Source organism: Bacillus sp. FDAARGOS_1420 (genome assembly GCF_019344915.1).
Classification (GTDB): Bacteria; Bacillota; Bacilli; order Bacillales; family Bacillaceae_G; genus Bacillus_A; species Bacillus_A mycoides.
The window spans coordinates 3643583-3657106 of sequence record NZ_JAHWJB010000002.1 but is presented as its reverse complement, the minus strand read 5'-3'; the positions used below and the strand labels follow the sequence as shown (position 1 = coordinate 3657106).

The following is a 13524-nucleotide window of genomic DNA, read 5'->3' as shown; positions in this document are numbered from 1 at the left end:
ATAGGCCTGATGATCTACGTTGTATATGATAAAAAGTACTTTTGACTAATGACATAATTATCATTGAAAAATAATATGACGACACTATTTTTGAGAATCTTAAAAAATAACTGAAATTACGAACATTCAAATTTATTTTTTACTGGTAATGGTGCATTTATTGTGAGATTTATCCGGACGATACACTGAAAAATCATTTGGAATATTCGCTGTGTAAAATTGTCAAATGTACTACCATATTGAAATCTGAGTTAATTAAAGAATGGGTATAGACAAAAGTAATATTTTCGTTATCGAAATAGTAGTGAATATGTTGGGAATAGAGGGTTTTATTTGTATTTTATCCAAGTTTAACTTTCAATCATTCGATGAAAAATCTCCAGATTGCCAGCATGCCAATTTACTTTACGTTGTGCCATAATATGCATCTCTTTAAAGTTATCTATGTAGTCGTAGACCATCTTTTTGAATGTTCTTGTAAAAGTACCCAAGGACATGCACTTTATCTAGAGGGAAGTAACAGATAACTATAAAAAAAGAGCATCGACCCGGAGATGGAGGGTGATGCTCGAAAGACATTATATGTCAAAGATAACTTTCATTTTAAGTGTATGCTTTCTCTCTTGAAAGAGTGCCTTACATCACAAAAGAGCACCTTGGCGTGAGTAGAAGGTGCTCTTCGGATGAAGAAAATCGTTGATGTTTTCCTCATGTTGTATAAATGTATGTAATTATACGTGAGAATATGCGAAAGGCATTCCAAGGTGGTGTGAACCATAATGCCTTTTTGTGTATGCCTAGCGCTAGGGGGAATAGAAATATATGCGCTGAGATGAAAATATGCCCGAAAAGAAAAAAGAGCAATCTCAGGTTGGGAGAGATTGCTCAATCGCTTATTAAAACATTTTCTGGAAGGAAACATTATAAGTATATGGATATTATTTTAGTATGACCAATTGATAGGAGAGTAGTCTAGAAAAAATAATAAGCCGGTTAGTGGAGAATCGAGAGATTGTAAAGAAAAAACAAATACCCTTGGGCAAAGAGTATTTGTTTTCTGTACATGACATAGGAAAGTTGTCTAAGAAAGGCACATACAAAAATACTATCTTTTCCTATGATTCTACAAAAGTAAAAGCATTTTTACTTTGTTAACTGGATAAAGATTTCGATTTCGCGGAAAAATCGGATTGTTCATTTGAAATTAGTTGAAAATTTAGGTTTAATCAACGTAGTAGGATTTATTACAGTGAGAATAGCTCCTAATAAAATTAAAGCGCAACATAGGATTAACTCCCAAGAAAATTGAGTACCAAGTAATATTATGGAAAAAGCAACAGCCCATGCTGAATATGTTGTATTTAAGGCCATTGCTTTTATGGGACCGATTTCTTTGATGGATTGATAATATAATAAATAAGAAGCAGTTCCAACTAATGAGGTAAAAGCAATGATAGTAAATTCAAAATGGTGTATTACTTCTAGTGTAAATGTTATACCATTAAATATAGGAATAAGGAGTATCCCATATGTTAAGGCAGAAATTAATTGTCGAATTTGAAGGGCCTCGTACGCTGCCATTTCATTATTTTTCACGCCATATGCGTAAATCACACCCTCTAGACTCCACGAGATTACGCATATACAAACAAAAATGAAGCCAAGTATGCTATTCTTTGAATCCCCATTATTGTTAGATAGCCCTAAAACCATAATGAAAATAATGCTAATGGTTAGACCTATCCAATTTAAAAATTTTAAACGTTCTTTCAAAAAAACAAATGCAAAAAATGCCCCCATTGCGGGACAAATGGCTGAAATAGCTGCAGTGTATGAAGCACCTAAATGTTGAACGCCTAATACATAAAAAGTCATTCCAACAGGACCACCTAGAATAGCGCCCAGAATAACAAAGCGCCCACTTCTAGTTTTTATTTTAGAAATAGTGAGTAGTAGTTTTCCTTTAATTGTTAAAAGTAACATTATCCAAATGCTTGATAAAAAATCATGTAAAAATGTACTAACTAGTGGAGCTAGGAATAGGATTCTTGCATTTTCAATCATTAGGTGTGAGGATAAAACAATACCAATTAATATTGTATCTATTGCCCAAGTGATACCTCCTAATAAACCGAACCAGACACCTTTTTTCATTTAATAACCTCGTGTTCTTCATGTATAGATTTTATAATCTTACATGGATTGCCAACTGCAACGACATTTGCAGGGATATTTTTAGTAACTACACTACCAGCTCCAATCACACTATTTGCACCTATTTTTATTCCTGGTGTTATTATGCTACCGCCTCCTATCCAGGCGCCATCCTCTATTACTACGGGTTTAGCATAAGTAATTAACGATTCGAGTCCCTCTTTTTGAAGATTATTTCGTAAAGAAGGATGAATAGAGTGCGTAGCTGTATAAATGTTTACATTAGGTCCTAACATAACGTTATTTCCGATTTTGACAGCTGCACTATCCAAAATTACACAATTAAAATTAGCATAAGAATTTTCTCCCCATTCTATTTGTGATCCATAGTCGCAAATAAATGGAGGTTCAATATAAGCGTTCTTCCCGAAGTGTTTAAATAGTTTTTTAAGGATATTGTATCGGGAAGTGAAATCTGTAGGGGTGGATGTATTATATTCCCTAGTTAGTTCTCGAGCTGTATTACGGTTACTTATGAGTTCTTTATCATCTGTATAAAATTCTCCGTTTAACATTTTTCTTTTTTCAGACATTTTTTTTCACCTCTATAATTATACTAGTAAAACATATAACTGTAATTATAGGGGGATGGATTCTTCTTGTTTTTTAAAAAATACGTTTGGCAAATTTCTTTTTTAAATGTTGAATTTTATATTTAAAAATTAGGTTCTGGTACAAATACTTTAAAGTTGTGTAAATAATCGATAAAACTTGGATATACTATTATTCCAATAAAGGCGTGTGATTAGTATGAAAAAATACGATTGGTTTTTATCTGGGTAAAATGAAAAATTATAGGGTTGCAAAGTGATTCTTCGAAAAAAACAAATAAAGAAAATTTTTCTTTTGTCTATAAATAGTTTGGTTATAAAGGAAGATTTCGATAGGAACTTAAGCTTTTTTCAGCATATTATTTTTTGCGTCAAAACCTCCCCAGCCTATTAGTGAATTCATTGTCCCTACAATGTGCAATAATATGGATCTCTCTAAACCATCCACATAGTTATAGAGCATCTTTTGAAACGTTCGTGTAAAGTACCCAATCGGATTTTTCATAAGTGCTCCATTGTGTTCAGCTTCATGCGTATTCTAGAAGTATTCGCAAGAGGGTTGTGGTACATGATAGTCAATACAACTCCATTTCATCAGCTTCCTCTTTAGATATTTTGTAATACACACCTGGAACGAGAGAACTGTCTATTGTACTTGAATTTGTGGATGGCTCTTTTGATTTATCCTCTTCTAACCAATTATAAAAAGGTACTTTTGTATGTGATTTTGACGCATCAGAATTACTTGTATCAACTTTTTTAGATACCGTAGATACTTTGATGTTATCGCTGTAAACCTTCGTAAATAAAGCTTGTACAGTGTCTGTGAGAGTGCCATTACATTTTAGGAATTTATCCATTTTACCTAGCGCATTGAACGCAAGACGAAATAACTCCTTGTCACAATTGCTACCCACACGTAAACCGATGATAGATGCATTTGTTTTTAGAACAGGGTGATAAGTACCAGATTTAATTGTATGGTACATCATTTCTTGATATTCATTCACAAAATACGTATGGACTCTTTCGAATTCTTTTTGGGCATCGTTTTGCGCTTCTTTTAGCTCAATTTCAATGGATTCCATTAAGGATACTTTATCATTATTTTTTTCTTGTTTTAAAGAATTAATAGAGTTATTATAGTTAGAACTCGTTTTTTCGTCTTTCAGGTTTACAGCCTCAACGGTTTCAGGATTTTTCTGTTTGGCAACCTGCTTGGCATTTAGTTCGGTAATTTGGTCGGTATTTATGAAAAATACTTCGTTCATGATTGTTGTGAAATTAGGGTGCATTTTTAATACAAATACATATTTATTTTTACCGTCAGCTAATCCAGCGACCAGGATTTCGCCTGTTTGTTTTAATGCACGAACAGAGTCAGTCACAGTTCTAACAGAACAGTCCGCTTTAATTGCTAATGTTTCAGCTGAAATTTTACATATGCCATTTCCTGAAAGCATATAAATAATATGATCCATCACATCTTTTCGTTTAGTTCGAGAAGGAAATAAACTTTCGAAGCTTTGATTCGTATCTTCGATACGTTTTCTCATAGCACTAATAATTTCATTTTTCTTTTGCGTGCTTAATCGATTTTGTTGCATATATTTTTGAATATCTGTATTATAAGCGGTTAGTTTTTTCATAAGGCTCGTCTCCTCCTAAACAAAAAAGCAACAGAATGCCAAATGTAAGCAAACTGTTGCGGAGGAACCCTTATGTACGATAAAATAAGGTACATAAAGAGTTACAGCAAGTGTTTGCCTAGTTACGGTAGGCGGACGGTATAAAGGGTGCTCTAACACCCTTTATACACGCTGTGCTCTTTTATTTTTTTTGTTTTATTTCGAATTTTTTCGGTAACGAATTTGGTCACGAATAACCAGAAAAGTGTTGCCATTTATATTTTTCGGTATAGCGTAAAACTGCGTGATGTAGCTGTTTGTTGCAGTTTTAAGAAATTTAAGTTTTATGGATAATGGAATACCCAATTCCAGCTGAAGCGAAAGAGCGCGTTTTACATGCTACTTTAAAAGTTGGTAATACGGACCTTATGATTTCTGATACATTCCCAGGTCAAGGGCATGCAATCGGATCTCAAGTAACAATCGCAATTCAAATTAATAATGCAGAAAAAGCGAAAGAAGTATTTGATAAGTTACAAGAAGGTGGAGAAGTTATTATGCCACTTCAAGAAACGTTCTGGAGCCCAGCATACGGACAATTAAAAGATAAATTTAGCATTGAATGGCAAATTACAACGAACCCTACTGAACAAAATTAATTTTTGGAAAAGTACCATTTTTAATCGAAATGGTGCTTTTTTTATACGTACTAATTTCGTAGACTAAAGGAAAAAGGGGATGGGCATATGGGAGAAATTTGGTATGGCGGCACCATTTACACAATGCGAGAAGAGAATGAAAAAGTAGAAGCCGTTTACGTCGAAGATGGCGTCATTGTTGATGTGGGGAATAAAGAAGCGTTAGAGAACCGATATTCTGCGGTGAAGTTGTACGATTTAAAAGGGAAAACGATGATTCCAGGTCTTGTTGATAGCCATATGCATCTTATTGGGCATGGGGAGAGGTTACTTCGTCTAGATTTATCAAATTGTACATCTTATAAAGAAGTGCTTACTCTTGTTCAGAAGCGCGTAGAAGAAGCGCCAAAAGGATCTTGGATTATCGGAGAAGGATGGAATGAAAATAATTTTACAGATACAAAACAAGTTCATGTACGTGATTTAGATGAAATCTCTAAAGAACATCCGATTTTATTAAAGCGTGTTTGTCGTCACGTGACATGGGTGAATTCATACATATTGCAAGAAGCGAATATAAAAGAAGCGACGCAAGATCCAAAGGGCGGGAAAATTGGCCGTGATGCGTCAAATAATTTAACAGGACTTTTATATGAGCAAGGACAAGAGTTAATTAAACATGTTCAGCCCGAAATAGATGGAGTGTATTTGCAAAGTGCTCTGCAAACAGCGATTTCAGACTGCTGGCAATACGGACTCGTTGGCGGACATACGGAAGACTTAAATTATTATGGCGGCTTTCAAAAAACGTACAATGCGTTTTCACACGTTATAAAAGAAATGCGGTTTAAAGCGCATTTACTCGTTCACCATGAAGTAGCGAATGAACGAAAAGAATATGAAAATGAGCACTATATTGAATTTGGTGCGATGAAAATTTTTTCTGACGGCTCTTTTGGCGGAAGAACAGCTTTATTAAGTGAACCGTATGAAGATGCGAAGGAAACAAATGGAGTTGCCATTTTCTCACGTGAAGAGCTTGCAGGTTTAGTGAAAAAAGCACGAGATTTACATATGCCAGTTGCGATTCATACAATTGGTGATTTATCGCTTGAATATGTCATTGATGCGCTTGAATTACATCCACCAGCAGAAGGATTACGTGACCGTATTATTCATTGTCAGCTAGCTCGTGAAGAGTTGATTGAAAGAATGAAACACTTGCCAGCTATTATTGATATTCAGCCAGTCTTTGTTTCGTCAGATTTTCCATCAGTGATTGAAAAACTAGGAGACCATCGTCTTCGTTATGCGTATGCTTGGAAGACGTTACTGGACGCAGGATTACACTGTAATGGAGGCTCTGATGCTCCAATTGAACAAGTGAATCCGTTTTTAGGTATATATAGTGCTGTTACACGTAGAAGTTTTATTGATGGTGTATGTTATATCCCAGAAGAAAGATTAACGGTGTATGAGGCTGTTTCTTTATTTACAACAGGAAGTGCGTATGCAATTGGAAAAGAAGGAAAGCGAGGACAAATTACAAAAGGATATGAAGCAGACTTTACGATATTAGACCGCAATGTTTTTGAAATTGAGGCGGAAGAAATAAAAGAAGTACAGGCAGAAATGACCGTCATTGATGGGAAGATTGTTTATAGAAAAGACGTGTGAAAATATATCAGCGATTATTGAAATATATCGACCATAACTTGAAATATATCAGCGATTATTAAAATATATCGACTTACCGACAAAAGCTGACAATAATGGCGACTGCATAGTAAGAGATGGCTGCCCACACCAATCGGGGGAAATAAAAGACCGCAGAATTATGGAATCCCATAATTCTGCGGTTATTTTAATACTATAAAAATGTTCTCTGTACTTTTTCCCAGAAAGAGTTGTTTTTTAATTTAACAGTTTTAATTTGTTTATCGCTTAAACGAACAACGGCTTTTTCCACTTGTTTAATGCTAAGCGCTTCGTTATCCATGCCGATAACAGGATAATCATTGCCATCTGGTTTAAGTGTTAAAGTTAACGTGCGCTCGTGATTTAAAAGAAACGGTGATCCGAGTGTACGGTATGTGTTGTTATTTAAAGATGCTAGTTCGCTTACTTGGAAACATGGGATAAGTGGATCGACAACTGCACCATGTAATGATTTATTGTAAGCGGTACTTCCTGTTGGTGTGGAGATAACTAATCCATCACCTCTAAAGGTTTCGAAATGTAAATTGTCGACGTGTACATCTACGACAAATGTTTTAATGATACTAGAGCGTAATGTGAATTCATTTAAACAATGGAAAGATGTACCGTGATCTACATCTACTTTAATTGTTGGATATTTTCGCACTTCAATTTCGTTTTTTGTAATTTCTTGAAGGGCTGTATCAACGTGATCGATGTGGAAATCGCAGTAGAAAGAAATTTCATCTTTCGTAGAAATACCTGCGTATAAGCAATCTTCTCTAAAGCCAGTTTTACGAACGGCTTGTAAGAAAGTTCCATCATCTCCAACGCTGACGATAGCGTTTGCATTTTTTGGATGATCTAATATGGTAAATCCATTCTCCTCTAAAATACGATATACTGGTTTCATTTTTTCAACGAGCGTTACTTTGTCATCACCATAAAAGAAAAATAAATTGCGACGATTTGCCATTATGTATCCCTCCACTGCAGTTAAATTTTCTAGTCTTAGTGCTACATATCGTCAGAGTATGTTTCTGGATGATATGTTCAAATAGTATATTTCGATATAAATTGTCAAAATTCCTTTTTATTTTTAGAAAAATTTTTATATTCAATTTTATCAAAGTCTGTTTAATGATGAATAAACTTGTCGATAATGGGTATGGAGTGAAAGGATGGTACGAATGAAGTGGCTCGTAATTGGAATGATAATTCTTCTACTTTTTATTTTGCTTATACTATTATCGAAAATATCGCTTAAGGTGACGTTTTTATATTCAGAAATGGAAAAACAATGTTTATTTCAAGTGAAAATATGGATGATTCGATATACGTTTGATGTATTGGAAAGAATTGAAAAACAGCAGAAGAAGACAGGACAAAAAATTAAAAAAGCTGAAGAGGACGGCGGAATAGATAATAAAATTATGGCACAACTCGATAGTATAGGGGAACTGATAAAAAAGCTTCAAGACGTTCATACTATTGTTAAAGATTTTCTCAAAAGAGTGAAAATCAATGGTTGGAAATGGCATACGCAAATTGGAGCAGGCGACGCGGCTAGTACTGGAATTGTCACTGGATATGCATGGGGGACAAAAGGAATGGCTGCTGGAGTTGTAGGACAATATATGCATATTGTCGACATACCAGAATTTGAAATTACTCCTGTTTTTCAAGGAAAGGGATTTGCATCAAGATGCGAGTTAACAGCATCTTTTCGTATATTCCGTACTGTAAAAACAGCGATAAAATTACTCATGTTTATGAGAAAGCAAAGATCTGGTATGACAGAAAAATCTGTTCAAGCATAGGGGGGATATAGAATGGACCATCCAATTCAAGGTTTAATGACAACCGCAATGCAGCATTTGAAACAAATGACTGATGTAAATACAATTGTTGGTGACCCAATTAAAGCGGCAGATGGAAGTGTAATTCTTACAGTTTCGAAAGTCAGTTTTGGATTTGCTGCTGGTGGAAGTGAATTTGGTAAAGTAGAACATTCAGGCCGTCATCCATTTGGTGGGGGAAGTGGTGGAGGAGTTTCTATTAATCCTGTTGCCTTTCTTGTTATAAATGGAGAAGGTGTGAAAGTATTACACTTAGATAAGCAAACACACGTCATCGATAAAATAATTGAATTAGCGCCACAAGCTGTTGATAAAGTGAAAGAAATGATGGATAAACGAAAAGAAGATGATCCTGAATTTCAAATTTAACGAATAAAGAAGCTGATCAGTGGATTAGCTTCTTTAATTTTTTTGTAAATAAAGCGATTTTATTTGCATTATCGATAGGGACAAACTATCATTTACATTGTACATATTTTGTTTAAAATAAGGGAGGATTTTTAAGTGGCAAATGTAACTTTTAAAGGTAACCCAATGACTTTAGTTGGAACAGAAGTTAAAGTTGGCGATCAAGCGCCTAACTTCCAAGTATTAGCAAATGACTTATCTCCAGTAAGTTTAGAAACATACAAAGGTGAAGTGAAATTAATTAGTGTTGTACCTTCAATCGACACAGGTGTATGTGATGCACAAACTCGTCGTTTTAACGAAGATGCAGCAGGTATTGAAAACGCGAAAGTATTAACAATTAGCGCTGATTTACCATTCGCTCAAAAACGCTGGTGTGCAGCAAACGGTTTAGAAAATGTTGTAACACTTTCTGATCACCGTGACCTTTCATTCGGTGAAGCTTACGGCTTAGTAATGAAAGAACTTCGTTTACTTGCTCGTGCAGTATTCGTAGTAGATAGCAATGACAAAGTAGTTTACGCAGAATACGTAGGCGAAGGTACAAGCCATCCAAACTATGAAGCAGCATTAGAAGCAGCTAAATCTGCGAAGTAATGTAAATGAAGACGACCTCTCATTAAAGTTTTACTTTAGAAGAGGTCGTCTTTTCTCATGTATTGTTAACTGAACCAATATATGAGAAAAGACGTTACATCATAAACAACTTGAAGGGGAGCTCTTTGCAAGAGGTCGCTTTTTCTTTTGGGAAAAATTTAGATTATGGTATGATATAAGTTATGTGTAAAAGAGAGAAGGAGGAATGTACGTGAGTCAGGCAGTAGAAACATTATTTTCTATTTTTGATTCTTCTACGGTAGTTTTACGTAAAGAATTAGATGTAACATATTTAGAGGCGCTTGTAGAAACAGGTGATAACTTGTTTGAAGGAGCGATTTTACAAGAGGAATTATCCGAATCAACAATTGAAAGGTTGAATCGTGAATATAGTACGTTTAATGAAGAAACATATAAAGGGGAAGAAATTCGTAAAGCATTTCAGCTAGCCATTTTAAAAGGAATGAAAGAGGGCGTACAAGCGAATCACGAAATGACGCCAGATGCAGTTGGAATGTTCATGAGCTACTTATTCCATAAGTTTATGCAAGGTCAAAAAGAAATTACTGTTTTAGACCCTGCAATTGGAACTGGTAACTTAATGACTACATTGTTTAATAGCGCCAAAGAAGAACTAACAATGAGTGGATTTGGTGTGGAAGTGGATGAGGTGTTAATTAAACTTGCTTTAGTAAATGCAAATTTACAAAAGCATGCAATCGAATTCTTCCACCAAGATGGACTAGCACCACTTTATATTGATCCAGTTGATGCAGTCGTTTCAGATTTACCAATTGGTTATTATCCAAATGAAATTGTTGCAAGTGAATATACATTAAAAGCAAATGAAGGAATGTCATATGCACATCACTTATTTATTGAACAAAGTGTGAAACATACGAAAGAAGGCGGGTATTTATTCTTCTTAGTACCAAACTTCATTTTTGAAAGTGATCAAGCGCCAAAGCTACATGCATTCATTAAAGAGACATGCTTTATTCAAGGATTATTACAGCTTCCTGTTTCCATGTTTAAAAACGAGAAAAATGCAAAAAGTATATTTGTTCTCCAAAAGAAAGGCCAAGGTGTAACAATGCCGAAACAGGCACTACTAGTGGAATTACCTAAATTCTCTAACATGAAGGCTATGGAGAACATTATGGATCAATTGAATACTTGGTTTGCAACACATAAATAATACGATATATATGTAACAGGGTTAGTAATTAATGTAGTACAGTTTTATAGGATATGTAATGTTTTTTAATATATACAAGATTTAACTGAATTTTTTTGAAATCTGTAATATATTTTTTTTCTTGGTGTTACAATTTTTTCACTTGAAATATATGTCGGACGATGTTTAAATTAAAATCGTGAGTATAAAATTTACTAATGATGAAACGTTTTCATAATGAGTGAATTTAATTAGATAAAATCGAGCGGTTTGTGGAATGATCCACACAACTACCAAGAGAAAAAGGGGCGAAAGACTAGATGTCAAAAATCATCGCGATTAACGCAGGAAGCTCTTCGTTAAAGTTCCAATTATTTGAAATGCCAAGTGAAACAGTATTAACAAAAGGTTTAGTAGAACGTATCGGTTTAGAAGATAGTATCTTCACAATTACTGTAAATGGCGAAAAACAAAAAGAAATTACAAACATCCCAGATCATGCAGTAGCAGTTAACATGCTTCTTAAGAAATTAACTGAAAACGGAATCGTAAAATCTCTTGATGAGATTGGCGGTATCGGTCACCGTGTTGTACACGGCGGCGAAAAATTTGCTGATTCTGTTTTAATTGATGCTGAAGTATTAGCTGATATCGAAGAATTAAGCGATTTAGCACCACTTCACAACCCAGCAAACCTTGTTGGTATTAAAGCATTCCAAGAAGTACTACCAAACGTACCAGCAGTAGCAGTATTCGATACAGCATTCCACCAAACAATGCCGGAATCTGCATTCCTATACAGCTTACCATATGAGTACTATGAGAAATTTGGCATCCGTAAATACGGTTTCCACGGAACTTCTCATAAATATGTAACTGAGCGTGCGGCTGAATTATTAGGTCGTCCAATTGAAAGCTTAAGCCTACTTTCTTGTCACTTAGGTAACGGTGCAAGTATCGCAGCAGTAGAAGGCGGTAAGTCTATCGATACTTCTATGGGCTTCACTCCACTTGCTGGTGTAACAATGGGTACACGTTCTGGTAACATTGACCCTGCGTTAATTCCATACATCATGGAAAAAACAGGCCAAACTGTAGAAGAAGTAGTTAGCGTATTAAACAAGAAGAGTGGTATGTTAGGTCTTACTGGTTACTCTAGTGACCTACGTGACATCATTGCGAAAGAAGAAGAAGGCGACCACCGTGCGAAAGTAGCACTTGACGTGTTCGTGAGCCGTATCCATAAATACATCGGTTCTTACACAGCTCGTATGAAAGGCGTTGACGCTATCATCTTTACAGCTGGTGTAGGTGAAAACAGTGCAATTATTCGTGAGCGCGTATTAGAAGGCCTTGAGTACATGGGCGTATACTTCGACGTAAAACGCAATAACGTATTCGGTGAAGAAGCATTCATTAGCTTCCCACACTCTCCAGTAAAAATTATCGTAATTCCAACTGACGAAGAAGTTATGATTGCTCGTGACGTATTACGTCTTGGAGATATTGGTTAATATACTATATAAAAAAAGACGAGATCCTATAGGATTTCGTCTTTTTTCTTTTGGATATAGTTTAAAATTCCATCTGGATATAGCACTTTTTCCTTCTGAATGAAAGCTGTAATGGGAATCCATTTCGCATACGATACGGTTTGTTCATCTTGTATATTCATTTTTTCCATTTCATATAGTGACATGTCTAATAAGCGTAAAGAATATAGCTGAATGATTTCATGACCAATTTCTCCATCTAGATGAAAGATGTTTTCTAAGCAGCCTAAATAATTAGTGATTTCCACTTCTGTGTGAAGCTCTTCTTGAAATTCGCGAATAACAGTATGTGCTGATTTTTCACCAAGTTCAATTGATCCGCCAAGAGGTCGGTAATATGTTTCATCGCCTGTATGATATTCTTGTACGAGAAGGCGACCGTGATGTATAGCAATGCCAAAAGCTTTTGCACGTGGATACATATATAATCACTCCTTATTTATTTTGTATAAGGATGATTATAAGGCAGGGTGTTATAAAAGGTGACGTGTATTTAAGCGTTTGGCCGAATCGTGATTCCATCAAATAAGTCATTCCAAAATGCTTCATTGTACTGATATACATCCATAATAGGGCATTTTATAACACAAATGTTTTGTAATCCCCAATCTTCTTGGGCGATAGTTGGTACATCTTCAGGAATGAGTAATAGGACAGAGAATGTATGTTTAACTATTTGAGATAAAATTTGTTCCAAGGAACGTGCTTCTTCGTATGTTCCTCCCGTCCGAATAAACAATGTGGATTCTGCCGTTTCGATTGTAGTTAGAAAACGATTAATTCGATGCTCATAGTTTAACTTAATTTCTGTATAAGAAGGCCAGGATGTTGGTGTGTTTACATCTGTTTTAAAGTCGTGACAGGAGTCGATTTCATATAGGTTGTCACGGAGTCTTAATTTCGCATCATCATCCCAAAATGAGATGAAGGATAAGTTTTCGAACTGTAAAAAACGGTCAAATCGATTTTGTAATAATAAATTCACTTTTTCTAATGAAGGGCTTAGCATAAAATCGATAACACCAAAAAATGGTGATAATTCGAATTGATATAAAGCCCAAGCAGGCCAGCAGTTTTGTCCTAAGCTGAATACTGCATTATATTCTTTTTTTATATTGGATAGATTCATGTGATTCATCTCATCCTTTTTGCTAATATTTTATGTCACTAAAAAATGGTATGTGAATAAAGATAGACAAGC

At 35.1% G+C, this 13524-nt stretch carries 12 protein-coding genes and 1 pseudogene; 7 read left to right on the top strand and 6 right to left on the bottom strand.

Features of this window, described 5'->3' with window-relative positions:
- Positions 1 to 1194 precede the first annotated feature (1194 nt).
- From I6L50_RS28990 to I6L50_RS28980, 3 genes are all read right to left on the bottom strand, one after another.
- Entirely contained in the window at positions 1195 to 2154 is a 960-nt protein-coding gene (locus tag I6L50_RS28990; RefSeq protein ID WP_219303677.1) for a DMT family transporter, read from the bottom strand.
- Positions 2151 to 2747, bottom strand: coding sequence for a sugar O-acetyltransferase (locus I6L50_RS28985; protein ID WP_257475413.1), 597 nt, complete (start codon positions 2745 to 2747; stop codon positions 2151 to 2153). Before I6L50_RS28985 ends, I6L50_RS28990 begins: the two co-directional genes overlap by 4 nt.
- Positions 2748 to 3340: 593 nt before the next feature.
- Entirely contained in the window at positions 3341 to 4414 is a 1074-nt protein-coding gene (locus I6L50_RS28980; RefSeq protein ID WP_219303676.1) for a cytosolic protein, read from the bottom strand.
- Positions 4415 to 4749: 335 nt separating this feature from the next.
- Between I6L50_RS28980 and I6L50_RS28975 the strand changes: the two are divergent.
- Together I6L50_RS28975 and I6L50_RS28970 are read left to right on the top strand one after the other, a co-directional pair.
- Positions 4750 to 5052: pseudogene (locus I6L50_RS28975) on the top strand (VOC family protein); the annotation flags it as partial.
- An 87-nt stretch (positions 5053 to 5139) separates the two neighbouring features.
- A complete protein-coding gene (locus I6L50_RS28970; RefSeq protein WP_219303675.1) occupies positions 5140 to 6708 on the top strand; it encodes an amidohydrolase in 1569 nt (522 codons plus the stop codon).
- A gap of 193 nt (positions 6709 to 6901) precedes the next feature.
- Here the strand turns inward: I6L50_RS28970 and I6L50_RS28965 are convergent, their stop codons facing one another.
- The gene (locus I6L50_RS28965; protein WP_002015552.1) at positions 6902 to 7705 is read right to left on the bottom strand and encodes an NAD kinase; all 804 of its coding nucleotides are present in this window, start codon (positions 7703 to 7705) and stop codon (positions 6902 to 6904) included.
- A gap of 205 nt (positions 7706 to 7910) precedes the next feature.
- Here I6L50_RS28965 and I6L50_RS28960 point away from each other — a divergent pair, with 205 nt between their 5' ends.
- The 5 genes from I6L50_RS28960 to ackA all read left to right on the top strand — a co-directional run bounded on the left by I6L50_RS28960 (position 7911) and on the right by ackA (position 12284).
- On the top strand, positions 7911 to 8549 hold the full coding sequence (locus I6L50_RS28960; RefSeq protein WP_113935736.1) for a DUF2953 domain-containing protein: 639 nt from the start codon (positions 7911 to 7913) through the stop codon (positions 8547 to 8549).
- A gap of 12 nt (positions 8550 to 8561) precedes the next feature.
- Positions 8562 to 8957: a GerW family sporulation protein gene (gene ytfJ / locus I6L50_RS28955; protein WP_000350005.1), complete on the top strand. Its 396-nt coding sequence runs from the start codon at positions 8562 to 8564 to the stop codon at positions 8955 to 8957.
- A 135-nt stretch (positions 8958 to 9092) separates the two neighbouring features.
- Positions 9093 to 9593 (top strand): thiol peroxidase, encoded by a 501-nt coding sequence (gene tpx / locus I6L50_RS28950; protein WP_002015549.1) that lies wholly within the window; start codon positions 9093 to 9095, stop codon positions 9591 to 9593.
- Between the two features lie 211 nt (positions 9594 to 9804).
- Entirely contained in the window at positions 9805 to 10791 is a 987-nt protein-coding gene (locus tag I6L50_RS28945; protein ID WP_002015548.1) for a class I SAM-dependent methyltransferase, read from the top strand.
- Between the two features lie 299 nt (positions 10792 to 11090).
- Positions 11091 to 12284: an acetate kinase gene (gene ackA / locus I6L50_RS28940; protein ID WP_002015546.1), complete on the top strand. Its 1194-nt coding sequence runs from the start codon at positions 11091 to 11093 to the stop codon at positions 12282 to 12284.
- A 26-nt stretch (positions 12285 to 12310) separates the two neighbouring features.
- Here ackA and I6L50_RS28935 read toward each other — a convergent pair whose 3' ends face one another.
- Positions 12311 to 12745, bottom strand: a complete 435-nt coding sequence (locus I6L50_RS28935; RefSeq protein ID WP_002143378.1) for an NUDIX hydrolase — start codon at positions 12743 to 12745, stop codon at positions 12311 to 12313.
- A gap of 71 nt (positions 12746 to 12816) precedes the next feature.
- Entirely contained in the window at positions 12817 to 13452 is a 636-nt protein-coding gene (locus tag I6L50_RS28930; RefSeq protein WP_016092426.1) for a DUF1796 family putative cysteine peptidase, read from the bottom strand.
- Positions 13453 to 13524 lie beyond the last annotated feature (72 nt).

Bases quoted from the DNA above. Each gene is read 5' to 3' on its own strand.
- I6L50_RS28990 (WP_219303677.1), bottom strand. From the start codon at position 2,154: ATGAAAAAAGGTGTCTGGTTCGGTTTATTAGGAGGTATCACTTGGGCA.
- I6L50_RS28985 (WP_257475413.1), bottom strand. From the start codon at position 2,747: ATGTCTGAAAAAAGAAAAATGTTAAACGGAGAATTTTATACAGATGAT.
- I6L50_RS28980 (WP_219303676.1), bottom strand. From the start codon at position 4,414: ATGAAAAAACTAACCGCTTATAATACAGATATTCAAAAATATATGCAA.
- I6L50_RS28970 (WP_219303675.1), top strand. From the start codon at position 5,140: ATGGGAGAAATTTGGTATGGCGGCACCATTTACACAATGCGAGAAGAG.
- I6L50_RS28965 (WP_002015552.1), bottom strand. From the start codon at position 7,705: ATGGCAAATCGTCGCAATTTATTTTTCTTTTATGGTGATGACAAAGTA.
- I6L50_RS28960 (WP_113935736.1), top strand. From the start codon at position 7,911: ATGGTACGAATGAAGTGGCTCGTAATTGGAATGATAATTCTTCTACTT.
- ytfJ (WP_000350005.1), top strand. From the start codon at position 8,562: ATGGACCATCCAATTCAAGGTTTAATGACAACCGCAATGCAGCATTTG.
- ackA (WP_002015546.1), top strand. From the start codon at position 11,091: ATGTCAAAAATCATCGCGATTAACGCAGGAAGCTCTTCGTTAAAGTTC.
- I6L50_RS28935 (WP_002143378.1), bottom strand. From the start codon at position 12,745: ATGTATCCACGTGCAAAAGCTTTTGGCATTGCTATACATCACGGTCGC.
- I6L50_RS28930 (WP_016092426.1), bottom strand. From the start codon at position 13,452: ATGAATCTATCCAATATAAAAAAAGAATATAATGCAGTATTCAGCTTA.